The sequence below is a fragment of the Knoellia tibetensis genome, assembly GCF_048606415.1.
In the GTDB taxonomy this organism is placed as follows: Bacteria; Actinomycetota; Actinomycetes; order Actinomycetales; family Dermatophilaceae; genus Knoellia; species Knoellia tibetensis.
Genome location: NZ_JBMBWF010000001.1, coordinates 115,738 through 140,462, shown reverse-complemented (window position 1 = coordinate 140,462; position 24,725 = coordinate 115,738). Strand labels below are relative to the sequence as shown.

27 protein-coding genes are annotated in these 24,725 nt (G+C 71.6%); 18 read left to right on the top strand and 9 right to left on the bottom strand.

From position 1 onward, the window contains the following. The first annotated feature begins 60 nt into the window (after positions 1-60). Entirely contained in the window at positions 61-1,017 is a 957-nt protein-coding gene (gene holA, locus ACOJV7_RS00710; RefSeq protein WP_420190356.1) for a DNA polymerase III subunit delta, read from the top strand. A gap of 212 nt (positions 1,018-1,229) precedes the next feature. Next, complete coding sequence (gene rpsT, locus ACOJV7_RS00705; protein WP_420188233.1) at positions 1,230-1,490, top strand: 30S ribosomal protein S20; 261 nt, start codon at positions 1,230-1,232, stop codon at positions 1,488-1,490. Between the two features lie 80 nt (positions 1,491-1,570). Here rpsT and ACOJV7_RS00700 read toward each other — a convergent pair whose 3' ends face one another. Further along, positions 1,571-2,050 (bottom strand): DUF2243 domain-containing protein, encoded by a 480-nt coding sequence (locus ACOJV7_RS00700; protein ID WP_420188232.1) that lies wholly within the window; start codon positions 2,048-2,050, stop codon positions 1,571-1,573. A 69-nt stretch (positions 2,051-2,119) separates the two neighbouring features. After that, entirely contained in the window at positions 2,120-2,629 is a 510-nt protein-coding gene (locus ACOJV7_RS00695) for a type II toxin-antitoxin system PemK/MazF family toxin (RefSeq protein WP_420188231.1), read from the bottom strand. Between the two features lie 173 nt (positions 2,630-2,802). On the opposite strand from ACOJV7_RS00695, the gene lepA reads away from it, so the two are divergent. From lepA to ACOJV7_RS00680, 3 genes are all read left to right on the top strand, one after another. After that, the gene (gene lepA / locus ACOJV7_RS00690; protein ID WP_420188230.1) at positions 2,803-4,668 is read left to right on the top strand and encodes a translation elongation factor 4; all 1,866 of its coding nucleotides are present in this window, start codon (positions 2,803-2,805) and stop codon (positions 4,666-4,668) included. Between the two features lie 149 nt (positions 4,669-4,817). After that, positions 4,818-5,285, top strand: a complete 468-nt coding sequence (locus ACOJV7_RS00685) for a hotdog fold domain-containing protein (RefSeq protein WP_420188229.1) — start codon at positions 4,818-4,820, stop codon at positions 5,283-5,285. 36 nt (positions 5,286-5,321) lie between these two features. After that, entirely contained in the window at positions 5,322-5,762 is a 441-nt protein-coding gene (locus ACOJV7_RS00680; RefSeq protein WP_420188228.1) for a nitroreductase family deazaflavin-dependent oxidoreductase, read from the top strand. Between the two features lie 20 nt (positions 5,763-5,782). Here ACOJV7_RS00680 and ACOJV7_RS00675 read toward each other — a convergent pair whose 3' ends face one another. The 3 genes from ACOJV7_RS00675 to ACOJV7_RS00665 are packed head-to-tail and all read right to left on the bottom strand — an operon-like array spanning position 5,783 to position 8,097. Next, a complete protein-coding gene (locus ACOJV7_RS00675) occupies positions 5,783-6,343 on the bottom strand; it encodes an NUDIX hydrolase (protein ID WP_420188227.1) in 561 nt (186 codons plus the stop codon). Then, the gene (locus ACOJV7_RS00670) at positions 6,340-7,140 is read right to left on the bottom strand and encodes a tyrosine-protein phosphatase (protein WP_420188226.1); all 801 of its coding nucleotides are present in this window, start codon (positions 7,138-7,140) and stop codon (positions 6,340-6,342) included. The genes ACOJV7_RS00675 and ACOJV7_RS00670 overlap by 4 nt, the downstream gene beginning before the upstream one ends. An 18-nt stretch (positions 7,141-7,158) precedes the next feature. After that, positions 7,159-8,097: an ornithine cyclodeaminase family protein gene (locus tag ACOJV7_RS00665; RefSeq protein WP_420188225.1), complete on the bottom strand. Its 939-nt coding sequence runs from the start codon at positions 8,095-8,097 to the stop codon at positions 7,159-7,161. A 466-nt stretch (positions 8,098-8,563) separates the two neighbouring features. Here ACOJV7_RS00665 and hemW point away from each other — a divergent pair, with 466 nt between their 5' ends. Genes hemW through ACOJV7_RS00645 form a run of 4 tightly spaced genes read left to right on the top strand, consistent with a single transcriptional unit; the run spans position 8,564 to position 11,642 of the window. Further along, complete coding sequence (gene hemW, locus ACOJV7_RS00660; protein WP_420188224.1) at positions 8,564-9,790, top strand: radical SAM family heme chaperone HemW; 1,227 nt, start codon at positions 8,564-8,566, stop codon at positions 9,788-9,790. 45 nt (positions 9,791-9,835) lie between these two features. Beyond that, on the top strand, positions 9,836-10,354 hold the full coding sequence (locus tag ACOJV7_RS00655) for a hypothetical protein (RefSeq protein WP_420188223.1): 519 nt from the start codon (positions 9,836-9,838) through the stop codon (positions 10,352-10,354). A 37-nt stretch (positions 10,355-10,391) separates the two neighbouring features. Continuing rightward, positions 10,392-10,850, top strand: a complete 459-nt coding sequence (locus ACOJV7_RS00650; protein ID WP_420188222.1) for a hypothetical protein — start codon at positions 10,392-10,394, stop codon at positions 10,848-10,850. Positions 10,851-10,874: 24 nt separating this feature from the next. Then, positions 10,875-11,642, top strand: a complete 768-nt coding sequence (locus ACOJV7_RS00645; protein WP_420188221.1) for an SDR family oxidoreductase — start codon at positions 10,875-10,877, stop codon at positions 11,640-11,642. Between the two features lie 90 nt (positions 11,643-11,732). Here ACOJV7_RS00645 and ACOJV7_RS00640 read toward each other — a convergent pair whose 3' ends face one another. Beyond that, positions 11,733-12,362, bottom strand: coding sequence for a DUF4870 domain-containing protein (locus ACOJV7_RS00640; protein WP_420188220.1), 630 nt, complete (start codon positions 12,360-12,362; stop codon positions 11,733-11,735). A gap of 241 nt (positions 12,363-12,603) precedes the next feature. Further along, positions 12,604-13,476, bottom strand: a complete 873-nt coding sequence (locus ACOJV7_RS00635) for a DUF3097 domain-containing protein (protein WP_420188219.1) — start codon at positions 13,474-13,476, stop codon at positions 12,604-12,606. A gap of 70 nt (positions 13,477-13,546) precedes the next feature. On the opposite strand from ACOJV7_RS00635, the gene hrcA reads away from it, so the two are divergent. The 3 genes from hrcA (at position 13,547) to ACOJV7_RS00620 (ending at position 16,666) form a co-directional block, all read left to right on the top strand. Then, on the top strand, positions 13,547-14,578 hold the full coding sequence (hrcA, locus tag ACOJV7_RS00630) for a heat-inducible transcriptional repressor HrcA (protein ID WP_420188218.1): 1,032 nt from the start codon (positions 13,547-13,549) through the stop codon (positions 14,576-14,578). A gap of 77 nt (positions 14,579-14,655) precedes the next feature. Continuing rightward, a complete protein-coding gene (gene dnaJ / locus ACOJV7_RS00625; RefSeq protein WP_420188217.1) occupies positions 14,656-15,789 on the top strand; it encodes a molecular chaperone DnaJ in 1,134 nt (377 codons plus the stop codon). Between the two features lie 133 nt (positions 15,790-15,922). After that, entirely contained in the window at positions 15,923-16,666 is a 744-nt protein-coding gene (locus ACOJV7_RS00620) for a 16S rRNA (uracil(1498)-N(3))-methyltransferase (protein ID WP_420188216.1), read from the top strand. A 14-nt stretch (positions 16,667-16,680) separates the two neighbouring features. Here ACOJV7_RS00620 and ACOJV7_RS00615 read toward each other — a convergent pair whose 3' ends face one another. Further along, entirely contained in the window at positions 16,681-17,766 is a 1,086-nt protein-coding gene (locus ACOJV7_RS00615) for a Gmad2 immunoglobulin-like domain-containing protein (protein ID WP_420188215.1), read from the bottom strand. Beyond that, the gene (locus tag ACOJV7_RS00610; RefSeq protein ID WP_420188214.1) at positions 17,763-18,296 is read right to left on the bottom strand and encodes a SigE family RNA polymerase sigma factor; all 534 of its coding nucleotides are present in this window, start codon (positions 18,294-18,296) and stop codon (positions 17,763-17,765) included. The genes ACOJV7_RS00615 and ACOJV7_RS00610 overlap by 4 nt, the downstream gene beginning before the upstream one ends. A 59-nt stretch (positions 18,297-18,355) precedes the next feature. On the opposite strand from ACOJV7_RS00610, the gene ACOJV7_RS00605 reads away from it, so the two are divergent. From ACOJV7_RS00605 to ACOJV7_RS00580, 6 genes are all read left to right on the top strand, one after another. Continuing rightward, positions 18,356-18,715, top strand: a complete 360-nt coding sequence (locus tag ACOJV7_RS00605) for a histidine triad nucleotide-binding protein (protein ID WP_420188213.1) — start codon at positions 18,356-18,358, stop codon at positions 18,713-18,715. 25 nt (positions 18,716-18,740) lie between these two features. After that, a complete protein-coding gene (locus tag ACOJV7_RS00600) occupies positions 18,741-19,847 on the top strand; it encodes a PhoH family protein (protein ID WP_420188212.1) in 1,107 nt (368 codons plus the stop codon). Then, the gene (gene ybeY / locus ACOJV7_RS00595) at positions 19,844-20,311 is read left to right on the top strand and encodes an rRNA maturation RNase YbeY (RefSeq protein WP_420188211.1); all 468 of its coding nucleotides are present in this window, start codon (positions 19,844-19,846) and stop codon (positions 20,309-20,311) included. The genes ACOJV7_RS00600 and ybeY overlap by 4 nt, the downstream gene beginning before the upstream one ends. Positions 20,312-20,362: 51 nt before the next feature. Next, complete coding sequence (locus tag ACOJV7_RS00590) at positions 20,363-21,664, top strand: hemolysin family protein (protein ID WP_420188210.1); 1,302 nt, start codon at positions 20,363-20,365, stop codon at positions 21,662-21,664. 58 nt (positions 21,665-21,722) lie between these two features. Continuing rightward, the gene (gene era, locus ACOJV7_RS00585) at positions 21,723-22,664 is read left to right on the top strand and encodes a GTPase Era (protein ID WP_420190355.1); all 942 of its coding nucleotides are present in this window, start codon (positions 21,723-21,725) and stop codon (positions 22,662-22,664) included. 184 nt (positions 22,665-22,848) lie between these two features. Continuing rightward, positions 22,849-24,702 carry a BCCT family transporter gene (locus tag ACOJV7_RS00580; RefSeq protein ID WP_420190354.1) on the top strand — a complete coding sequence of 618 codons (1,854 nt, stop codon included), beginning with the start codon at positions 22,849-22,851 and terminating at the stop codon, positions 24,700-24,702. Positions 24,703-24,725 lie beyond the last annotated feature (23 nt).

Here is a 24,725-nt window from a genome sequence, read left to right as displayed (position 1 = left end):
CGGTCGGACCCGCGTGGCAGAGTGACCGCCGTGAGTGATCTCGTCGACGTGCAGCGCCGGATGCCGCCGCTCGTCCTCATCGCCGGACCCGAGCAGGTGCTCGCCGAGCGCGGCCTCGCCGAGGTGCTCCAGGCCGTGCGCGAGCGGACCCCCGACGTCGAGGTCATCCGGCTCCACGCCGCGACCTACGAGCCCGGCGAGCTCATCGTGCACGCGAGCCCGTCGCTCTTCGGCGGCGACAAGACCGTGGTCGTCCACGACCTCGACGAGGCGACCGACGAGCTCCAGCAGGACCTCCTCGCCTACCTCGCGGCCCCACCCGACGACGTCACGCTCGTCGTCGTCCACAAGGGCGGCAACCGCGGCAAGAAGGTCCTCGACACGCTCAAGAAGTCCAGGGCTCGGGTCATCGACGCCCCCGCGATCAAGACCGACCGCGACAAGGCCGACTTCGCCATGAACGAGTTCCGGCGGGCCAGGCGACGGGCCACCGGTGAGGCCGTGCAGGCCCTCGTCGACGCCGTGGGCAAGGACCTGCGCGAGCTCGCGGCCGCCTGTCAGCAGCTCATCGCCGACACGACCGGGGTCATCGACGAGCCCGTCGTGCTCACCTACCACGGCGGCAAGGTCGAGGCGACGGGCTTCAAGGTCGCCGACGCCGCCGTCGCCGGTGACGCGGGGGAGGCGCTGCGTCTGCTGCGCCACGCCATCGCCGTCGGCGTCGACCCGGTGCCCATCGTCGCGGTCCTCGCCCAGCAGCTGCGCCAGCTCATCAAGGTCGGCTCCGCCGGCCGCGGCCGCTCGGCCGACCTCGCCCGCGACCTCGGGATGGCGCCGTGGCAGGTCGACAAGGCTCGGCGCTCGCTCCAAGGGTGGACCGCCGAGGCGCTCGCCCGGTCGCTGAAGGCCGTCGCCGCCGCCGACTTCGAGGTCAAGGGCGGGGGCCGCGACCCCGTCTACGCCGTCGAGCGCGCCGTTCTCACGATCACCCGCGAGAAGGCCGAGGGCGACCGCTGAGCGTTGGGGAGCGGCCGGCATACGGGCTGGTCCGAGGCGTTTTGCCTCGGTGCGCCGCCCGCTGGTAGATTTGCCCCTTGCGTGCGCGCTCAGGTCGTGCGCGTACGTAGATCCATCCAGAGCGGTTCAGCAAGGGTGTCCCCACTCCCGGTCCCGAGCCGCATCTGCCGCCCTCTCACGGCAACCACCGACCTCTCAGAAAGAATCTCTTCGTGGCAAACATCAAGTCCCAGCTCAAGCGCATCAAGACCAACAAGGTCGCGACGGAGCGCAACAAGGCCGTCAAGTCGGACGTCCGCACCGCGGTCCGCAAGTTCCGCGAGGCTGCCGACGCCGGCAAGGCCGACGAGGCGAAGGACGCGCTCAAGCTCGCGTCCAAGAAGCTCGACAAGGCCGTCAGCAAGGGCGTGCTGCACAAGAACAACGCGGCCAACAAGAAGTCGGCCATGGCCAAGAAGGCCGCCGGCCTCTGAGCCAGCCGCACCGCGGTTCCTGACCGCAACGCACGAGGGCCCGTCACCACCATGGTGACGGGCCCTCTGCGATGCCGTCGTCAGGTGCGCGCCGACTCGCGACCGCGCCGGTGCAGGGACCAGCCCCCGACGAGAAGGACCGCGCCGAGCAGAAGGAACCCCACGTCCCAGGACAGTGGACCACCGAGGTCGTCGCGGACGTGGTGCACCCCGAGAAGTAGGTGGTTGACGACGCCCTCCACGAGGTTGAAGCCGCCCCATCCCGCCAGCAGCAGGCCCACGTGGAAGCGCCAGCTCGGAGCCGAGGACCCGCGACGCCACTCCCGCACGGTGAGCAGCGACGCCACGAGCACGAGCACCCAGGTGCCGAGGTGGAAGAGCCCGTCCGCCAGCGTGTTGACCTCCAGTCCGGACACGGTGGCCGGCGGCCACGCCTCCACGTCGCTCACCATGTGGTGCCACTGCAGCAGCTGGTGCAGGACGATGCCGTCGACGAAGCCCCCGAGCCCCAGACCGAAGAGCAGCCCAGGCGCTGTCGAGGGGAGACGGTCGGGGTTCACGTCTGATCGGTGGGTGCGGCTCGTCACCTCTGGCTGCTACCCAAGCAGGACGGCCGCGAACCCGGCGTGCTACCGGCGCGAGAGCAGCCGCAGGAGCCGCCGCAGCGGTGAGGGCCGCCGCGCTGCATCCGGCACGCGACGTGCTGCGGGGCCCCGTCCACCGGTCTGCGGGTGCGGGTGGGCAGTGTGCGCGGCGACGACGTCCTCCCAGCGTGCAGGGTCGAGCACGGCGCCCTCGCGCCGGATCGTCGCGGGGTCGATGCGCACGACGCGGTTGACCCGGACCTCGGAGGGGCGGCGGGCGCCGTCCCAGCCGCCGACGCCGACGTCCACCCAGAAGCGGCCGGCGCGCTCCTCCTGGGCGGCGTCGCGGTCGTGGTCCTTGCTCGTCAGCTGCATCCCGAGAACCCAGCGCCCGTCGCGGCCGACGACGAGGACCGGTCGGTCCTTGCCCCGGGTGAAGTCCTCCTCGAAGGGCACGTGCGCCCACACCACCTCGCCCGGGTCCGGCTGGCCGTCGGTCTCCGGCGCGTAGCGCAGGTCGAGGGGGCCGTCGTAGTCGCCCGGATAGCTCGCCATGCACCTGACGCTAACCGAGACGGACACCCGCCCGTATGCCGTGACGCGCCACGGCACACGGGGTTCGGCTCGTGAGGTGGGCGGGGGAGAGGTGGCGCCGGTTCGGTGGGGCGGCGCCGCCATGGGAGACTGTCCGGAAGCCCGATCCGCACTTCCCGAGGACGTCAACGACTGTGTCTCCCCGCGCCCGCACCGTGCTGCAGCCGCACGCCACGCCGCCGGAGGCGATCCGCAACTTCTGCATCATCGCCCACATCGACCACGGCAAGTCGACCCTCGCCGACCGCATGCTCCAGATCACCGGTGTCGTCGACGAGCGCGCCATGCGCGCGCAGTACCTCGACCGCATGGACATCGAGCGCGAGCGCGGCATCACGATCAAGAGCCAGGCCGTGCGCATGCCGTGGGAGGTCGCGGGCGAGACGGGCGCGCCGGTGAGCCACATCCTCAACATGATCGACACCCCGGGCCACGTCGACTTCACCTACGAGGTCTCGCGCTCGCTCGCCGCCTGCGAGGGCGCAGTCCTCCTCGTCGACGCCGCGCAGGGGATCGAGGCGCAGACCCTCGCCAACCTCTACCTGGCGATGGAGAACGAGCTCACCATCATCCCGGTGCTCAACAAGATCGACCTGCCCGCCGCACAGCCCGAGAAGTACGCCGAGGAGCTCGCGGGCCTCATCGGATGCGAGCCCGAGGACTGCTTCCGCGTCTCCGGCAAGACCGGTGTCGGCGTCGAGCCGCTGCTCGACGAGATCGTCCGGCAGATCCCGGCCCCGGTCGGCGACCCGGCCGCCCCGGCGCGCGCGATGATCTTCGACTCGGTCTACGACACCTACCGCGGCGTCGTCACCTACGTCCGCGTGGTCGACGGCAACCTGAACCCGCGCGAGAAGATCATCATGATGTCGACGCGGGCCTCGCACGAGCTCCTCGAGATCGGCGTCATCAGCCCCGAGCCGATGCCGGGCAAGGGCCTCGGCGTCGGGGAGGTCGGCTACCTCATCACGGGCGTCAAGGACGTCCGCCAGTCGCGCGTCGGTGACACCGTCACCAACGAGCGCAAGCCGGCCGAGACCGACCTCGGTGGCTACCGCGACCCCAAGCCGATGGTCTTCTCGGGGCTCTACCCGATCGACGGCTCCGACTACCCGGTGCTACGCGACGCGCTCGACAAGCTCAAGCTCAACGACGCCGCGCTCGTCTACGAGCCCGAGACGTCGGCGGCGCTCGGCTTCGGCTTCCGGTGCGGCTTCCTCGGCCTGCTCCACCTCGAGATCGTGCGCGAGCGGCTCGAGCGCGAGTTCGACCTCGACCTCATCTCGACCCAGCCCAACGTCGTCTACGACGTGACGATGGACGACGGCACCCTCATCGAGGTGACCAACCCGAGCGAGTTCCCCTACGGCAAGGTCGCGGAGGTCCGCGAGCCGGTCGTCAAGGCGACGATCCTCGCGCCGAGCGAGTTCATCGGCGCGATCATGGAGCTCTGCCAGGGCAAGCGCGGCCAGCTGCTCGGCATGGACTACCTCTCCGAGGAGCGCGTCGAGATGCGCTACACGCTGCCCCTCGCCGAGATCGTCTTCGACTTCTTCGACCAGCTCAAGTCGCGCACCCGCGGCTACGCCTCGCTCGACTACCAGGAGTCCGGCGACCAGGCCGCCGACCTCGTCAAGGTCGACATCCTGCTCCAGGGCGAGAACGTCGACGCCTTCAGCTCGATCGTCCACAAGGACAAGGCCTACGCCTACGGCAACATGATGGCCGGCAAGCTCAAAGAGCTCATCCCGAGGCAGCAGTTCGAGGTGCCGATCCAGGCCGCCATCGGCGCGCGGGTCATCGCCCGCGAGAACATCCGCGCCATCCGCAAGGACGTCCTCGCCAAGTGCTACGGCGGTGACATCAGCCGCAAGCGCAAGCTGCTCGAGAAGCAGAAGGCCGGCAAGAAGCGGATGAAGAACATCGGCACCGTCGAGGTCCCGCCGGAGGCGTTCATCGCCGCGCTCTCCTCCGACGCCGCCGAGCCCAAGAAGAAGTAGCCGCCTCGGCCGTCGTGGGTCGAGAGGAGAGAACGCGCCGTATGCCGTCCAGCCTCGACGGGGTGTCCTCCCCTCTCGACTCCCCGGGCTGGGGGTGAGGGGCGCCACGGGTGGCGGGCGGCCGGCATACCGGGAAGTAACATCGCCGTATGCCGGAGACCTTCGCCCTGTACCGCCAGCTCACCTCGCTGCCCCTCGGGCGCAAGGCGTTCTCGTTCCTCTTCGCCCAGAAGGCGCCCTACTTCTGGACCGTGCGACCACAGGTCCGTGAGGTCCGCGAGAACCATGCCGAGCTGACGATCCGCAAGCGCCGGGCCGTGCAGAACCACATCGGCACCGTGCACGCCATCGCCGTGTGCAACGGGCTCGAGGCGGCGATGGGTCTGCTCGCCGAGGCGACGACCCCGCCCGGACGGCGCTGGATCCCCAAGGGCATGGAGGTCGCCTACACCGCGAAGTCGACGACCGACCTGCTGTGCACCGCCGACACGGACCCGGCCGACTGGGTCGAGCCGGGCGACGTGCCCGTGCGGGTGCGGGCGATCCGCGACGACGGCACGGTCGTCGTGGAGGGCGTCATCACGATCTACGTGAGCGACAAGAAGAAGTCGGCCTGACGAAATGGGCGCGCCCGTCGTGATGTTGTCCCGCACATGACCACGATCACCGGAACGTACCTCCCGAGCCCCAGCGCCTGGGTCCGCAAGCAGGTCGAGACAATCGAGGAGACCGGCACCACCGGATCCGTCGACATCCAGGGCCGGCCGGTCGTGCTGCTCACGATGAACGGCGTGACCGGCTCGGTGCGCAAGGTCCCGCTCATGCGGGTGGAGCACGACGGCGTCTATGCCGCGGTGGCGAGCAAGGGCGGCGCGCCGGACCACCCGAAGTGGTATGCCAACCTGCGCAAGAACCCGGTCCTCGAGCTTCAGGACGGGACCCGCACGTGGGTCGCGCGCGCTCGTGAGCTCGACGGCGAGGAGCGCGAGCAGTGGTGGGAGCGCTGCGTCGCCGCCTTCCCGAACTACGCGGAGTACCAGCGCAACACCGACCGCCTCATTCCCGTCTTCGTGCTGGAGCCGGTCGAGGACTGAGGCCGCCCGCGTGTGCGGCTCTAGTCCGGCGCGACCGTCGACTCGTCGACGTCGCCGAGGTCGAGTGGGTCGCCCTGGGGTGAGCCCTTCTCCGGCACGAGGTCGCGGATCGTCAGCAGGTCGCGTGGCCAGATCTCCTCGGTCGTCGCCTCGAGCTCGGCCCGGGTCCACCAGTGGTGGGCCGTCATCGTGGCGAGCTCGACCGCGGTGTGCCCGGCGGTCGACACCTCGAACGACGAGCACCGGACGAACCAGAACTGCTCGTCCTGCGTCGTGACGATGTCGCTGTAGCCGTGGACGACGACGCGTTCGGCGAGCGGCCCGACGAGGTCGTCCTCGGTGATCGCCAGACCTGTCTCCTCGGCGACCTCGCGGACGGCGGCCTGCAGGTCGCTCTCACCCGGGTCGACGCCCCCGCCGGGCGTGATCCAGAAGACGGGCACGGGCGTGATGCCGGGGTCGCTGTCGCGGAAGAGCAGGATGCGGTCGGCCTCGTCGACGAGGAGCACCCGCATCGCCCGCCGCCGGTTGCGCGGTCGCGCGTCCGGGTCGGGGGCGGCGAGGACCGGCAGACGGGTCACGTCGTCAGCCGGCGGCGCAGGCGCTCGATGTCGTCGTCGCCCCAGCCCTGCTCCCGCAGCCACCCGGTCGCGCCGCCGAACTCCTCCTGCAGCGTGTCGAGGATCGTCTGCATCGTCTCGGGGCGGGGGCGCTGGTCGTCGACGCTCTGCTCGCGCAGGGCGGTGCCGTAGAGGTCGCGGGGGAGGAGGCGCGCGATGATCCGCTCGATCCGCTCACCCGTCAGCGCGTAGTCCTCGACGATGACCTCGTGCGGCACACCGGCGGCGGCGAGGGCGAGAGCGACGACCGTGCCCGTCCGGTCCTTGCCCGCCGCGCAGTGCACGACCGTCGCGCCGGTGCTGCGTGAGACGACGTCGAGGGCCGCCGACACCGAGTCCGGCCGTGTCGTGAGGTAGCCGAGGTAGTGCTCGGACCAGAAGGTCGCGTCCCGCACCGGACGGGTCGAGTGCTCGGGCACGGCGAGGGCCTGCTCGGCGGTGACGGGGTGGCCGTCGGCGAAGAGCGAGTGGTGGTGGTGGGTGAGCGACTCGACGTGCCAGAGAGGGCCCGGACCTTCGGTGCTCACCTCGGTGTCGCTGCGCAGGTCGACGATGTCGCTCACCCCGAGGACGTCGACGACGTGCCGCACGTCGGCCTCGCTGAGGTCCTGGAGGTTGTCGGACCGGAGCAGACGCAGCGGCTGCACCGTGCCGCCGTCCCGCGTGGGCAGTCCGCCCGAGTCGCGCATGTTGACGACCCCCTCGAGCTCGATCCAGCGCTCGGTGGCGGACACGTCGGGGATCCGGTTCTCGCTCACGCGGCCATCGTAGGTCGATCAGAGATCGACGACGCTGCCGGCTCCGGCTGCCTCGGCGCGCCGCACCACGGCGTCGGCGACGACGAGGTCGGTGATGCCGGTGCCGAGGTTCGACACGACGAGCCGGCCCTCGGGTCGGCCCGACCGGAGCAGATGGCCGGTCCAGGCGGTCGCCGTCGGGTAGCCATCGAGCTTGCCGCGCACCTCCCGCATCGCTGCGAACTGTGCCGGGTCGTCAGACGCGAGGACGGCGGTGTCGGCGAGCCGCCCGTCGACCGAGCTGGCGTAGTCGATCGGCAGCAGCAGCGCGTCCTCGCGCGGCCACGTGACCGCGATCGCCATGTCGGTGAGGCCGATCGACAGGCCGGTGATGACCACGTCGGCGTCGCGCACGGCGGCCTCCCGCGACGCGGACGCCACGACCCGTATGCCGGGTGCGGCCTCTCGGGTCTCGGTCGCCAGCGCGTCGACCGCCTCGCGTCGGCGGGCCCAGACGTGGACCTCCTCGTGACCGAGTGCCTCGAGGACCCGCAGGTGCGACGCCGCCTGGACCCCGGCTCCGAGGAAGGCGATGCGCGCGTCCCGCGGGGCGAGCGCCCGGACGCAGGCGCCGGTGACGGCGGCCGTGCGCACGGCGGTGAGCTCGGCCGCCGGGAGGAGGGCGGACGGCATACCGGTCGTGCCGTCGTTGACGACCATGACGCCGGTCGCGGTCGGCAGGCCGCGGACCGGGTTGTCGGGGACGAGGCTGATCCACTTGCAGCCGAGGAGGCCGCGCTCGGGGTAGGCGGCGGGCATCGCATTGGCGAACATGCCGGGGGAGGTGCGAACCGTGGGCTTGGGCGGGACGTCGGCGCGACCCTCCGCGAGGGCCGTGAGGGCGTCCGCGACGAGGTCGACCACCTCGACGAGCGGCGGCAGGCTGGCGCGGACGTCGGCGTCGGTGAGGATGCGCACGCGCGCCAACCTATCGGGGCACAAAGGTGAGGCATCGGAACGTACGAGTTTCCGAGGCCCTCGACGAAGCACGAACCGAAGTGCGTGTCCCGACGCTCCCACCGAGGTGGGTGCGTAGGACATTCCTCGTCGCTCCGGGTCGGGGTCGCAAGCCGTTCGGGAAGGAAGGTGCCGAGATGTTGCCGGCGTGAATTGCCCTGTGGCACAGCACGATCCGCCACATAGGTGAGGGCCTCGGAAAGTATGAGTTTCCGAGGCCCTCGACGAAACACGAACCGAAGTTCCTGCTTCGACGCTCTCACCGAGGTGAGTGCGTAGAGGTATTTGTAGTCGCGCCTCCAGGGGTGCGCAAGGCCTTTGGGTGAAGTTCTTCGACAAACTTCTCGGGCGACGGCGTGTCGCAGTGGACACGCCGCCCGGCCACCTCGCGGCGAGCCCATGCGGGCGAGAGTGGGAGGATTCGTCGGTGCCCCAGCTGCCCGATGGAGATCCCGCACCCGCTTCGGGCGAGCTGCCCGCTGGGGCGCTCGCGGGCCTGGGGAGCCGGCCGTTCGGAATCTACCTGCACGTGCCGTTCTGCCGGGTGCGCTGCGGCTACTGCGACTTCAACACCTACACGCTCACCGAGCTGGGTGCCGGCGCGAGCACCTCGACCTTCGCCGACACCGCGCTGGCCGAGCTCGACCTTGCCGGCACCGTGCTCGGCGGTGGCGTGCCTCGCGTCGACACGGTCTTCGTCGGTGGCGGCACGCCCACGATGCTGCCGGCGGCCGACCTCGTGAGGGTCGTGGACGGCATACGCGAGCGGTTCGGGCTGGCCGGCGACGTCGAGGTGACGACCGAGGCCAACCCCGACTCGGTGACGCCCGAGTCGCTGCGCGAGCTCGCCGACGGCGGGTTCACCCGGGTCTCGCTCGGCATGCAGTCGGCGGTGCCGCACGTCCTCGCCACGCTCGACCGGACGCACGAGCCGGCCGGGGTCGGGCGGGCCGTGAGCGCCGCCAAGGATGCCGGTCTCGTCACCAGCGTCGACCTCATCTACGGCACACCGGGGGAGTCGCTCGACGACTGGCGCCGCTCGCTCGACGCCGCCGTCGCGCTCGAGCCCGACCACGTGTCCGCCTACGCGCTCGTCGTCGAGGAGGGCACCAAGCTGGCGGCCCAGGTCCGCCGGGGCGAGGTCGCTCGGCCGGACGACGACGACGAGGCGACGAAGTACGAGCTCGCCGACGAGGTGCTGTCCGCGGCCGGGTTCGGGTGGTACGAGGTGAGCAACTGGACCCGCACGCCGGCCGGACGCTGCCGCCACAACGACGGCTACTGGACCGGCGGTGACTGGTGGGGCGTGGGTCCCGGCGCGCACAGCCACGTGGGCGGCGTGCGCTGGTGGAACGTCAAGCACCCCAGGGCGTATGCCGGTCGGCTCGCGTCCGGTGGCTCGCCGGCGGCCGGGCGCGAGAGGCTCACCGACGAGCAGGTGCGCGACGAGCGCGTGCTGCTCGGGGTGCGCGTTCGCGACGGGCTCGTCGTCGACGACCTCGACGAGGTCGGGCGGCGTGCGGTGGCGGGTCTCGTCGCCGACGGGCTCGTCGACGGCGCGGCCGCGGTCCGCGACCGTCGGGTCGTCCTCACCCTGCGCGGGCGGCTCCTCGCCGACACCGTCGTCCGCCGCCTCCTCGGCCTCGCCTCCTGACCGAACCGGCTCGCGGCGGGGTCGCCGGCTGGCACACTTCCCGGCATGGGGGCGTGCGACGAGGGCGCGGGTCAGTGGTGGTGGTTCCCACTTGCCCTCGGCAGCGGCGTCCTGTCCCTCCTCCTCGTCGGTGTGACGATCGGCCTGTGGTCGGGCGTCCTGCCGTCGTCGAGGCCCGTCGCGGAGGAGCCGTCGAAGCCGGGGTGGAAGGGCGTCCTCCGTGACCATGGCGCCGCGGCGTTGGGTCTGGTCGTGTGGGCGTGGCTGCTGCTGTCAGCCGCTCGGCGAGGGGACTGGCCGTTCGTCGGGGCCGGCGCCGCGATGGCGGCGGCAGTCGTCGTCGTTGTACCGGCGGTTGCGAAGGCCCTGCAGCCCGCCGTGACACTCGGCGAGCTGCGCTTCGCTGCCATGGCGGATGCCCGTCCGCTCACCCCCGCCGAGCGGTCACGGGTCGGCAGGGCCCGATGGTCGACGGCAGTGGCGCTCTCCTTCAGCGTGCTCGTGTGCGTGGCCTCCTTCGGCCTGTCGATCGGCACGATGGTTGAAGTCGGCTGTCCCGAATGACCTCCTGACCGCCTCGTGCCGTGCGAGAGTGCGCGGCATGGAGGACGGGGGGTGCTTGGGGACGACGACGCCCGAGTGGGTGTTCGGGACGATGCTCACGGCTGGAGCCTGTTGCGGTGTCGCGGCGATCATGTTCGTGGTCCTCATGGCGCGCCCGAACGTGTCGGACTGGAGCTGGCGGACCGGCCTCCCCCTCGCCGCGCTCTACCTGCTCAACACCGGATACTTCCTCTACGGCGAGTACGCCTTCCACGGTGGCTGGGACGGGCTGCTGCGGGGGATCGGCACGGTGCTCGGTTGGTGGCTGCTCGTCTCTCCCGTCGTGGTGCTGGTCCTGCGACGCAGGTGGTTGGCACGACGGGGGTTGCGGATGGTCGGTGGCTGGCGCCTGGCGCTCACCGCGGCCCGCCGGGTGACCGCGGCCGTGACGATGGTCAGTGGCACCCTCGCCTCGATGATGATCTGGGCGCAGGTGCTGTCACTGCGTCCGTGCTGAACCGTCGCTCGTAGGGTGGCGCGCATGACTGCCACGCACAGCCGCCGGCTCGAGGGCCGCACCGCGATCGTCACCGGAGCGAGCCGGGGCATCGGCCTCGCAATCGCCGAGCGCCTCGTCGCCGAGGGCGCCCGGGTCTGCGTCACCGCGCGCAAGCAGGACGCGCTCGACGCGGCGGTCGAGTCCCTCGGCGGACCCGATGTCGCCATGGCCGTGGCCGGTCGCGCCGACGACCCCGACCACCAGGACGAGGTGCTCGCCGCGGTGTCCGAGAGGTTCGGACCGCTCGACCTGCTCGTCAACAACACCGGGATCAACCCGGCATACGGACGGCTCGTCGACCTCGACCTCGACGCGGCCCGCAAGATCGTCGAGGTCAACTGCATCGCGGCGCTGTCGTGGGTGCAGAAGGCCGTGAAAGCGGGCCTCGAGGAGCGCGGCGGCGCCATCGTCAACGTCTCGTCGGTCGCGGGCGTGCGCGCGGCACCCGGGATCGGTTTCTACGGCGCGAGCAAGGCGATGCTCACCCACCTCACCGAGGAGCTCGCGGTCGAGCTCGGGCCGTCGGTGCGCGTCAACGCCGTCGCGCCGGCCGTGGTCAAGACGCATTTCGCGACGGCGCTCTACGAGGGACGCGAGGAGAAGGTCGCAGCGGGCTACCCGCTCGGCCGGCTCGGTGTGCCCGAGGACATCGCCGGGGTCGTGGCGTTCCTGCTCTCGGACGATGCGGCGTGGATGACCGGACAGCTCGTCGTCGTCGACGGCGGCCTGCTCCTCAAGGGCGGCGTCTGAGCCGGTCGAGAGAGCAGGGCACGCCGCCCGGGAGGCTCCCGGACGGCGTGTCGTGCTACGTCGACCGACGGTCACGTCGGAGTCAGCGGCTCACTTGACGAAGGACGGCGTCATCGGCGGCGTCCAGAGCTGACCCTCGTTGGCGCGCAGTGCCCCGATGATGTGGAGCACGAACGCCACGGCGAGCGCGGCGAAGTAGGTGAGGAAGCCGACCAGCACCAGCATGAGCGGCAGTGAGACGAGCAGGACGATCCCGGTGAGGATCTGGATGTTGAGCGAGTTCGCCGCGTGCTGGCGGACGAAGTCGCCTCGGTCCTTGTAGAGCACGTAGATGACCAGCGATCCGACGAAGCCGAGCAGGCCGGCGCTCAGCACCATGGCGATGAGCGGCACGAGGTGGGCGAACATGCCCCACTGCCGCTGCTGCGCCGGGTCGAGGACCTGCTGACCGTATGCCGTGGCCTGGCCGGGGTGCGTCTGTCCCGTCTGCGGGTAGCCGCCCTGCGGGTACCCGCCCTGTGGGTAGGCCGGTTGCGGCGTGGGCTGGGAGTGGCCGTGACCGGGCGGCGGGGGCGGGGCCGATCCCTGCGACGAGGGCGGGGGCGGCGGGACCTGCCCCTGCGGAGCCTGCGCCTGCGAGGCGGGCCGCTCACCCGACGGGTCGGCGGTCGGGTCCGGACGGTGCTGTCCGTGGAACTCGGGGTCCGGAGTGGTGCTCATGGTGTGTCCTCCTTCAGGGGACGGGGTGCTGTCACCCAGTCAAACCCATCGCAGCGCTCGTTGATCCCCACTTCGGGGTGCGTTCAGGGTGCGGTCAGGGGCGACCCTGCCGTGGGAGGCGCGCCCGGGGCCCACGCGCGGTTCCCACTCACGGCGCGCAGCCGGCATACCGCGCTGGTCGCGTCTGCGGAAACGGCGGCGAACACCGCCGAATCCGCAGACGCACGAGGTCGGGCGACCGTCAGGGCGCGGTGACGAAGTCGATGAGCTCCTCGACCCGGCCGAGGAGCGAGGGCTCGAGGTCGGCGTAGGAGCGCACGGTGCCGAGGATCTGCTTCCACGCGCGGGCGATGTCGGCCTGGGTGTCGTGCGGCCAGCCGAGGTGGGCGCAGATGCCGTGCTTCCACGACGTGCCGCGGGGGATGACGGGCCACTGCGCCATGCCGAGGCGCTCCGGCCGGACCGACTGCCACACGTCGACGTAGGGGTGGCCGACGATGAGGACGTGCGGCGCGAACGGCTGGAGCCGCGAGGCCGCCTCCACGACGCGTGTCTCCTTGGTGCCGGGCACGAGGTGGTCGACGAGGACGCCCATGCGCCGGCCGGGGCCGGGGGAGAAGTCGCGGATCGCGGCCTCGAGATCGTCGACGCCGTCGAGCGGCTCGACAACGACGCCCTCGACACGCAGGTCGTGGCCCCAGACCTTCTCGACGAGCTCGGCGTCGTGGGTGCCCTCGACGAAGATCCGCGAGGCGCTCGCGACCTTGGCCTTGACGCCCTGGACCGTGCGCGAGCCGCTCGCGGTGCGCGACGCGGCCTGGCGAGCCTCGGCGAGCCGCGCGCTGTTCGCGGCCTCGGGCTTCGTCAGCGTCACCGGCCGGCCGTCGACGTGGAAGCCCGGCCCGAGCGGGAACGCCTTGGTGCGGCCGCGACGGTCCTCGAGGTGGACGACGTGGATGCCGCCGGCCTTCTCGACGCGGACGACGGCGCCGACCCATCCGGTCTCGACGTCCTCGACGACGATCCCGTTCTCCGCGGCGAGCGGGGTGGAGCGGCCCCCACGCGGTGCCTTCCAGTCACCCGCGAGCACGTCCGAGCCGTAGCGATCAGTCACCTGCGCGAGGGTAGACGTAGAATTGGCACTCACCAAGCATGAGTGCCAGCAACGGGAGGAGGTGTCGCGCGTGAGTGAGGACCGTCGGCTCGCGGTGCTGCGGGCGATCGTCCAGGACTACGTCGAGACGTCCGAGCCAGTGGGTTCCAAGGCCCTGCTCGAGCGCCACTCGCTCGGCGTCTCCGCCGCGACCGTGCGCAACGACATGGCCGTCCTCGAGGAGGAGGGCCTCATCGCAGCCCCCCACACGAGCGCGGGCCGCATCCCCACGGACGCCGGCTACCGGCTCTTCGTCGACCGGCTCAGCACGGTCAAGCCGCTGAGCGGCCCGGAGCGCAAGGCCATCAGCACCCTGCTCGACGGGGCCGTCGACCTCGACGACGTGGTCGACCGCACCGTCCGGCTGCTCGCGTCGCTGACCCGCCAGGTCGCCGTCGTCCAGTACCCCTCGCTCACCCGGTCCTCGGTCCGCCACATCGAGCTCGTCCCGCTCGGCGCCTCGCGCCTGCTCGTCGTCCTCATCACGACGACGGGCCGGGTCGAGCAGCGCGTCCTCGAGACCGGCATGGACCTGGCGGACCCCGAGACCGAGCGGATGCTCGCCTCGTTGCGCTCCGACGTCAACGGCGCCACCGTGGGCAAGACGCTCGCCGACGCCGCGGGCGGTCTCGGCGAGCTGCCGACGCAGGTCGACCCCGCCGCGCGCGGCCTCCTCGCCGCCATCGCCGCCGAGCTGACCGAGGTCCTCGTCGAGCAGCGCGAGGAGCGGGTCGTCATGGCCGGCACCTCCAACCTCGTGCGCGCGGGCGAGGACTTCCCGAGCTCGATCGGCCCCGTCCTCGAGGCCCTTGAGGAGCACGTCGTCCTCCTCAAGCTCCTCGGCACCGTGACCGAGCAGGGCTCGGCCGTCGCCGTCCGCATCGGTGCGGAGAACCCGTATGCCGGCCTGCAGACGACCTCGCTCGTCACCTCGGGTTATGGCGCGGGCTCCGACCTCGTCGCCGGTCTCGGCGTCGTGGGCCCGACCCGCATGGACTACCCGACGACGATGGCGGCCGTACGCGCCGTCGCGACCTACGTCAGCCGCATCCTCGCGGAATGACCGGGTGACTCCCGGACCTTGCACCTTGTGCCGCTTCCCCTGAACCGAACAGCCCCCAGCGAAGGACGTCCACCGAAGTGAACGACTACTACGCCGACCTCGGCGTGGCCCGTGACGCGACTGCCGACGACATCAAGAAGGCCTACCGTCGCGCGGCCCGCAAGCTCCACCCCGACGTCAACCCCGGCCCCGAGGCCGAGGAGCAGTTCAAGAAGGTCTCCCAGGCCTACGACGTGCTCTCCGACGCGGAGAAGAAGCGCAGCTACGACATGGGCGCCGACCCCTACTCGGGCGCCGGTGCCGCGGGCTTCGGCCAGGGCTTCTCGTTCAGCGACGTCATGGACGCGTTCTTCGGTGCCGGGGCCGGTGCGGCCCAGGGCCGCGGTCCGCGTTCGCGCCAGAGCCGCGGCCAGGACGCCCTCGTGCGCCTCGACCTCGACCTCGTCGACGCCGTGTTCGGCGCCGAGAAGGACCTGACGATCGACACCGCCGTCGGCTGCTCCACCTGCCACGGGGAGGGCACCCAGCCCGGCACCGGCACCCGCACCTGCGACGTCTGCCAGGGGCAGGGCCAGGTCCAGAGCGTGCAGCGCAGCTTCCTCGGCCAGGTGATGACCTCGCGCCCCTGCGTCAACTGCCAGGCGACGGGCCAGGTCATCGAGGCGCCCTGCTACGAGTGCTCCGGCGACGGCCGGGTCCGCACCCGCCGGACGCTGACGATCCGCGTGCCTGCCGGTGTCGACACCGGCACGCGCATCCAGCTGGCCGGCGAGGGCGAGGTCGGTCCCGGTGCGGGTCCAGCCGGTGACCTCTACGTGGAGGTCGCGGTCCGCCGCGACGAGCGCTTCCAGCGCCAGGGCGACGACCTGCACGCCACGCTCGAGCTGCCGATGACCGCGGCCGCGCTCGGCGCGACGGTGCCCTTCGACACCTTCGACGGCGAGCAGGAGCTGGACGTGCGTCCCGGTATCCAGTCGGGCGAGCAGATCCGCCTCCGGGGTCTCGGCGTCACCCACCTGCGCGGGTCCGGTCGCGGCGACATCATCGTCCACGCCATGGTCGCCACCCCGTCCAAGCTCACCTCGGAGCAGGAGGACCTGCTCCGACGCCTCGCCGCCCTGCGCGGCGAGGAGAAGCCCACCGGTCGCATCGCGGACCCGACCGACGGCTCGATCTTCGGCAAGCTGCGCGACGCCTTCAAGGCCCGCTGATGCCCGACTTCTTGCGCAGGAGCGACACTCTGCGGGTCGTTTCGAACCGTTCCGTGTCGCTCCTGCGCAAGAAGTCGGGGTGTGCCGGGGCTGGGGTGGCGCGTGGGCGAGGCGGCGTGAGGGGGAGCGGGCGATGAGCCTCGCGCTCTATCTCGTGCCGGCCGGGTCGCTCGACGCCACCGGACCCGGCGACGTCGTCGTGCTCGACGGTGCCGAGGGTCGCCACGCCGCCACCGTTCGCCGGACGCAGACCGGCGAGCAGCTCCGCATCGCCGACGGCGCCGGCCGCGTCGTCACGGGCACCGTCGAGTCGGTCGACCGGGCCGAGCTCGCGCTGCGGGTCGACGAGGTCGCAGCCGCGCCCGAGCCCTCCCCGAGGTTCGTCCTCGTCCAGGCCCTCGCCAAGGGCGACCGCGACGACCAGGCCATCGAGGCCGCGACCGAGCTCGGCGTCGACGAGGTCGTCCCGTGGCAGGCCGGTCGAAGCATCGTCCAGTGGCGTGGCGACCGCGGCGAGAAGGCGTGGCGCAAGTGGGACGCCGTCCTCGTCGCCGCCACCAAGCAGTCCCGCCGGCCCCGCCGCCCGCACCTCGCCCCGGTCGTCACCACGGCCGGTCTGGCCAACCGCATCGCGACGGGCGCCACGGCATACGTCCTGCACGAGGACGCCGACGTGCCGCTCGCCTCGCTCGAGCTGCCCGGGGAGGGCGACGTCCTCCTCGTCGTCGGCCCGGAGGGCGGGATCTCGCCGGACGAGCTCGAGGCCTTCAGGTCGGCCGGTGCCCACGTCGTCCGGCTCGGCGACACGGTGCTGCGCTCGTCGAGCGCCGGCCCTGCGGCCCTGGCCGTCCTCAGTGCCGCTGCGCGTTGGCGCTAACACCCGCACGTCGGTCAGCGGACCGTGAAGGTCACCGACCGCTCGGCGAAGACTGACCCGTCCTCGGCCGACGTCGTGAACGCGCGGAACGTGTAGGTGCCGGCGTCGAGCCGGCCCAGGTCCACCGAGAACGTGCCCCGTGATGGCGCGCCGATCGACGCCGTGGTGAACCCGTCCTTGACGACCGTCGCCCCGCGCCGGAGGTCCCACTCGAGGGCCGCCTCGAACGCGACGGCCTGTCCGCGGACGACGACCGGCTGCGTGGCTCGCACCGACGCGCCCGGGGCCGGGCTGTCGACCCAGAGATCGCAGAGGAACTCCGGTGGCGTGCTGGCACGCGTCCAGACGCGTGCAGGGTCGAGGTGTCCGAAGAGGCGCTGCCCACCCGGCGTGCGCACGGTCACCGGCAGGTCGCCGCGACCAACGGCCGCCTGCGCCGTCCACACCAGCGCCGAGACAGCCAGCTCGGCCCGCCGCGCGTCGGGTGCGGTCCCTCCGGGGCCGGTGAGCTCGATCGTGATCCGCCCACGCTCGACGACCAGCCTGTCGAGGGCCACTCCGCTCCAGGGGTCCGACTGCTCATCCGTGCTCCGGATCGACTCCACGACCGCGAGCGTGGCCCGGTCCGACTCGGTGGCGTTCTCGGGCATGGGCAGCGTCGAGAACTCCCGGACGAGCCCATGCCGGGCCTGCTCACCCCCGTTGCTGCCCACGACGTAGATCCCGAGCGTCGCCGTCCCCGTGCCGGTCGGGGTGCCGGTTGCCGAGGGCGAGGCCGACGGCGACGCCGAGGACGATGACGACGGGGTGGGCGAAGGGCTGGCCGAGGGCGATGGCACCGAGGTCGTCGGCGCCGGCGTGGCGGGCAGCGTCCCGTCGTCGTCCGGGCGGGCGGCCCACACGATGCCGCCGACGAGGGCCGCCGTGGCCGCGACCGCGGCGACCGCCCACCAGCTCCTGCGGACGGTGCCGTGCCCGGGACCCGACGCCTCGTCGAGGATGGCGTCGAGGCGCGACGACGGACGGATCTCGCGTGCCCTCTGGTCGAGCGCCGCCCGCAGCTCGCGCTCGGTCTGCGACTCGTCCTGGTGCGTCGTCATGGCCGTGCCTCCATCTCGGTGCGCAGGGCGGCGAGGCCGCGGTGGGCGTGGGCCTTGACCGACCCCGGCGCGATGCCGAGCGCGTCGGCGATCTGGGCCTCGCTGAGGTCGAGGTAGTAGCGAAGCACGAGCACCTCTCGTTGTCGCGCGGGCAGGCGCTGCAGCCGCCGGAAGACCTCCGCGGTCCCGGCCGCCGAGATCGCCGCGTCCTCGGCGCTCACCAGGGTCGGCTGGCTGCGCCGCTCCCGCAGCGAGTCGAGGTAGCGCTGCTCGACCTTGTGGTGCCGCAGGGCGGACCGTGCACCGTTGACGACGCACTGCCTCAGGTATGCCGGCCCGCGGCCTTCCTCGACCTCGTTCCACTTCCGGTGGAGCGCGACGAAGGCGTCCTGCGCGATCTCCTCGGCGAGGAGGTCGTCGTGGACGAAGAGCCAGGCGAGCCGGACCATGGGAGCCCAGTGGACGGCATACAGGCTCGACACGCCGTCATCGGCGGCGGCGCGCGCGGCGGCGTCACGTCGGGTGCCCACGGAGGTCATTGTCACGCCGGGAAGACGCCCGAGGAGGCCGTTCGGTTTACTGTCGGAGCATGAGCGCCGCCACCACCGACCCGGACTGCCTCTTCTGCAGGATCGTCGCCGGGAGCGTGCCGGCCGACGTCGCGGGCGAGAGCGGGCACAGCCTCGCGTTCCGCGACCTCGACCCGCAGGCGCCGACGCACGTCCTCGTCGTCCCGCGCCGGCACGTCGCCAACGCGGGCGAGCTGGCGGAGGCCTCGGCCGACGAGCTGGCCGACGTCGTGCTGCTCGCGCGGACGGTCGCGGAGCAGGAGGAGCTCGACGGCGACTACCGGCTCGTCTTCAACACGGGTGAGGGCGCGGGGCAGAGCGTCTTCCACGCCCACCTCCACCTTCTCGGCGGGCGGTCGATGAAATGGCCTCCCGGCTGAGCCGAACCGTAGACTTGGCGACGACATGACTGACGCACCGCATACGCCCACCTCCGACAGCTCGCCGAAGCACACGCCGGTTCACACCGTCACGATCCCGGGGGACGTGTCGATGGTGGCCCTGCTCGGGCCGCGCGACGAGCTCCTGCGCACCATCGAGCGCAACGTCCCGCTCACCGCGATCCACGTGCGCGGCAACGAGTTCCACATCTCCGGCCCGAGTGCCGAGGTCGCGCTCGTCGAGCGCGTCATCGACGAGCTCCTCGCCGTCATCGACGGCGGCCAGCCGCTCAACCGGGACGCTGTCGAGCGCTCCATCGCCATGCTCCGCGCCCAGACGAGCGAGCGCCCCGCCGACGTGCTGACGATGAACATCGTCTCCTCGCGCGGCCGCACGATCCGCCCGAAGACGCTGGGGCAGAAGCGCTACGTCGACGCGATCGACGAGCACACGATCACCTTCGGCATCGGACCCGCCGGCACGGGCAAGACCTACCTCGCGATGGCCAAGGCGGTCGCCGCGCTCCAAGGCAAGCAGGTCAACCGGATCATCCTCACCCGTCCGGCCGTCGAGGCGGGGGAGCGGCTGGGCTTCCTCCCCGGCACGCTCAACGACAAGATCGACCCCTACCTGCGCCCGCTCTACGACGCGCTGCACGACATGGTCGATCCCGACTCGATCCCGCGGCTCATGGCGGCCGGGACGATCGAGGTCGCCCCGCTGGCGTTCATGCGCGGTCGCTCGATCAACGACTCGTTCGTCATTCTCGACGAGGCGCAGAACACCACGCCCGAGCAGATGAAGATGTTCCTCACCCGCCTCGGGTTCGGCTCGAAGATGGTCGTCACCGGCGACGTCACCCAGGTCGACCTGCCCGGTGGCACTCAGAGCGGGCTGCGCGTCGTTCGCGAGATCCTCGAGAGCCTCGACGACGTCCACTTCGCCGAGCTGAGCGCCCAGGACGTCGTGCGCCACCGTCTCGTCGGCGAGATCGTCGACGCCTACGGACGGTGGGACGCCCGGCACCAGCCGCGTACCGGCGGCTCGCCCAAGCGCGCCACGCGCCGTCCCCACAAGGCCACCCACGACGCGGGCGACATCACCCCCGAGGCCGCGGAGGGTGACGCGTGAGCATCGACGTCCTCAACGAGACCGAGTTCGAGCTCGACGAGCTCGAGCTCGTCGCTTGCGCCCGCTACGTCATGAGCGAGATGAAGGTCCACCCGCAGGCCGACCTCTGCCTCCGCCTCGTCGACGAGGCCGCGATGGAGACGCTGCACGTGCAGTGGATGGACCTGCCCGGCCCCACGGACGTCATGAGCTTCCCGATGGACGAGCTGCGGCCCGGACACGACGGCGAGGAGCCCGAGGAGGGCGTCCTCGGCGACATCGTCCTGTGCCCGAGCGTCGCCGAGAAGCAGGCGGCGACCGCGGGGCACGCGACCGAGGAGGAGCTCCTGCTCCTCACGACGCACGGCATCCTGCACCTCCTCGGCTACGACCACGCCGAGCCCGAGGAGGAGAAGGAGATGTTCGAGCTGCAGCGCCAGCTCCTCCTCACCTTCCTCGCGACGAGGGGCCGTCCCGGTGCCTGACCCAGCCAGTCCCGGCGCCCGCTCGGTGCCGGGAACGCTTGGGCGGCGGTCATGACCCGGCTCGTCGTCCTCACCGTCGTCGGTGTCGTCCTCTCCTTCGTCCTCTCGGCCGCCGAGGCCGCGCTGCACCGCATGTCGCGCGTGCGCGCCCAGGAGCTGCTCGACGAGGGGCGCCCCGGATCGCGTGCGCTCGCCAAGGTCGTCGGCGACAGCGCGGCATACCTCTCGGTCCTCTCGTTCGTCCGGGTCATCGCCGAGATGACGACCGCCGTCCTCGTGACGACCGCGGTCTACCGCGTCGTCGACGGCACGTGGAAGCCGCTCCTCATCGCGATCGCGGTCCTCGCGGTCGTCTCGTTCGCGCTCGTCGGCGTCTCGCCGCGGACGCTCGGCGGGCAGCACGCCTCCCGGGTGTCGCTCGTCGCCGCCCCGGTCGCGATCTGGCTGCGCCGGGTGCTCGGCCCGCTCGCGCGCCTCCTCGTCCTGCTCGCCAACGCGGTGACGCCCGGCCGTGGCTATCGCGACGGGCCGTTCGACAGCGAGTCCGAGCTGCGTGACCTCGTCGACCTCGCGGGGGAGTCCTCGCTCATCGAGGCCGAGGAACGGCAGATGATCCACTCGGTCTTCGAGCTCGGCGACACCCTCGCCCGCGAGGTCATGGTGCCGCGCACCGACATGGTGACCATCGGTGGCGACCGCGTCGCCAAGCAGGCGATGAACCTCTTCCTCCGCAGCGGCTACTCGCGCATCCCCGTCACGGGCGAGGACTCCGACGACGTGCTCGGCCTCCTCTACTTCAAGGACGTCGTGCGTCGCGTCACCGCCGACCCGACGAGCGCCGCGACGCCGGTCGTCGACCTCATGCGACCCATGCCCTTCATCCCCGAGTCCAAGCCCGTCGACGCCCTGCTGCGCGAGATGCAGCGCGACCAGACGCACTTCGCACTCGTCGTCGACGAGTGGGGCGGCACCGCCGGCCTCGTCACGATCGAGGACATCATCGAGGAGATCGTCGGCGAGATCGCCGACGAGTACGACCGCGAGACGCCGGACCTCGAGGACCTCGGGGACGGGCGCTGGCGCGTCGACGCCACGATGGACATCGACGACCTCGAGGAGGAGCTCGGTGTCACGATCGACGAGGACGAGGTCGACACCGTCGGCGGGCTCATCGGCAAGACCATCGGCCGGGTCCCCATCCTCGGCTCGACCTGCGAGGTCGCGGGGCTGCGGCTCACGGCCGAGCGCATGGCCGGACGCCGGCACCGCATCGCGACGGTCATCGTCGAGCGGGTCGTGCCGGCGCAGCACGACATGATGGAGCCAGCCGAGACCGGGAGTACCCATGAGTGACGACGCCGCAGCCGAGGCTGCACCCGACGCCGCGCCCGCGGGCGCGCTTCCCGGCCCGATGGCCTCCTCGCCCTCCGCGGGCGAGGAACGGCCGTATGCCGCGGGGTTCGCCTGCCTCGTCGGCCGCCCCAACGCGGGCAAGTCGACGCTGACCAACGCGCTCGTCGGCGAGAAGGTCGCCATCACGTCGAGCAAGCCGCAGACGACCCGGCACACGATCCGCGGCATCGTCACCGCGCCCACGAGCCAGCTCGTCCTCGTCGACACGCCCGGCCTGCACAAGCCACGGACCCTGCTCGGTGAGCGGCTCAACGACCTCGTCCGCGAGACCCTGCTCGACGTCGACGTCGTCGGGTTCTGCCTCCCCGCGGACCAGCGCATCGGCCCGGGCGACCAGTTCATCGCGCGTGAGCTCGCCGAGCTCCGGCAGGCCAGGCGCACGCCCGTCGTCGCCCTCGCGACCAAGTCCGACAAGGTCGACCGCCAGCGTCTGGCCGAGCACCTCATCGCCATCGACCAGCTCGGCGAATGGGCCGAGATCGTGCCCTGCTCGGCGACCCGCGGCGACCAGGTCGACACGGTGGCGAGCGTCCTCGCGAGCTACCTGCCGCCGTCCCCGGGACCGCTCTATCCCGACGACGTCCTCACCGACGAGCCCGAGGTCGTCATGATCGCCGAGCTCGTCCGCGAGGCAGCGCTCGAGGGAGTGCGCGACGAGCTCCCGCACTCCATCGCGGTCGTCGTCGAGGAGATGGTGCCGCGCGCCGACCGGCCCGAGGGCAAGCCGCTCATGGACGTGCGCGTCAACGTCTTCGTCGAGCGCTCGTCGCAGAAGGCGATCATCATCGGGCGCGGCGGCTCGCGGCTGCGCGACGTCGGAGCCACGGCCCGACAGGGCATCGAGAAGCTGCTCGGGCAGCGCATCCACCTCGACCTCCACGTCAAGATCGCCAAGGACTGGCAGCGCGACCCCAAGCAGCTGCAGCGACTGGGCTTCTGAGTCCGCAGGACTCCGGAGACACGTTCTCGCCCGCACGTCCAGTTTGCGACCGCGGGGTCACCTTCGGCATGGTGGGCAGGTTGCACCCTGACCGGAACCACACGGCATACATGCCGCACACGTAGCTGACGAGAACGAACGAAGGAGCGGCGTCCGCGCCGAATCACCCGTGACCACGAAACTCATGAAGACAGGCCCGACCGCGCCGGGGGACGCCGCGGGAGAGCGCGAGATCCTCGACGGACCGCTGCGCGACGAGCCGCCCCACCCCGCCCTCGACCACGACGTCGCGGAGCACGCCGCCGAGGAGCCGCAGAGGCTCGACACCGTCGTCTTCGGCGTCACCGCCCTCATCGCCATCGGCTTCGTCGCCTGGGGTTTCCTCAGCACCGAGACCCTCGGTTCGGCGTCGAGCGCCGGACTCGGCTGGGTCGTCCACAACATGGGCTGGCTCTTCTCGCTCGTCGCCTCCGGCTTCGTCGTCTTCGTCATCTGGCTCGCCGCCGGCAAGTTCGGCCGGATCCCGCTGGGTCGCGACGACGAGCAGCCCGAGTTCCGCACGGTCTCGTGGATCGCGATGATGTTCTCCGCGGGGATGGGCATCGGCCTCATGTTCTACGGCGTCTCGGAGCCGGTGTCGCACTTCGTCACACCGCCTCCCGGAACCGGTGTGGAGGGCAACCCGCAGGCCGTCCAGACCGCGATGGCGACGACCCTCTTCCACTGGACGCTGCACCCGTGGGCGATCTATGCGGTCGTCGGCCTCGCCGTCGCCTACGGCGTCTTCCGCCGCGGTCGCTCGCTGCTCATCAGCTCGGCCTTCACGCCGCTCCTCGGTGAGCGCCGCACCTCCGGCCCGGCTGGCCGCGTCATCGACATGCTCGCGATCTTCGCGACGCTCTTCGGCTCGGCTGCCTCGCTCGGCCTCGGCGCCCTGCAGATCGGCTCGGGCCTCGAGATCGTCGCCGGGCTGGACCGCACGGGCAACGGCGTCCTCGTCGCCATCATCACCGTCCTGACCCTGTGCTTCATCCTGTCGGCGGTCTCCGGTGTCTCCAAGGGCATCCAGTGGCTGTCGAACACCAACATGGTGCTCGCGCTCGTCCTCGCCGTCTTCGTCTTCGTCGTCGGTCCGACGGTCTTCATCCTCAACCTCGTGCCGACCGCCGTGGGCAGCTACTTCCAGGACCTCGCGATGATGTCCGCCCGCACCGACGCCGCCGGTGGCGACGCCATGCAGACCTGGCTGTCGGGCTGGACGATCTTCTACTGGGCCTGGTGGGTCTCGTGGACCCCGTTCGTCGGCATGTTCATCGCGCGCATCTCGCGCGGCCGCACGATCCGCCAGTTCGTCACCGGCGTCCTCCTCGTTCCGAGCCTCGTCTCGCTCGTCTGGTTCGCCATCTTCGGTGGCGCGGGCATCGCCACCCAGCGCGGTGGCACCGACCTCGCCGGGGCCGAGACGCCCGAGGCGACGCTCTTCGGGATGCTCGAGACCATGCCGCTGTCGACGATCACGTCGATCCTCGTCATGCTGCTCGTCGCGATCTTCTTCGTCTCCGGCGCCGACGCCGCCTCGATCGTCATGGGCACGCTCTCCGAGCGCGGCACCCTCGTGCCGAGCCGCCCGACGGTGATCTTCTGGGGCGCCGCCACCGGTGCGGTCGCCGCGGTCATGCTCCTCGTCGGGGGCGCCGACGCGCTGTCCGGCCTGCAGAACATCACGATCGTCGCGGCCCTGCCCTTCGTGCTCGTCATGGTGGGGCTCGCGGTCTCGCTCGTGAAGGACCTCGCGAGCGACCCGCTCGTCGTCCGCCGTGCGTATGCCGTCGCGGCCGTCGAGCAGGCGGTCGTCGCCGGTGTGACCGAGCACGGTGACGACTTCACCCTCACCTTCGAGGAGGCCGCGCCCGGCGAGGGCGTGGGTGAGCTCGTCACCCTGCCCGGCTCCTCGAGCGGCACGAACGGGTCCGGCCGCACCCCGGACGACGAGGCCGAGACGGAGGACGTCGTGGTCGGGTCGACGCCCACGACCTGAGCGGCCGACGCACCCGACTCGCA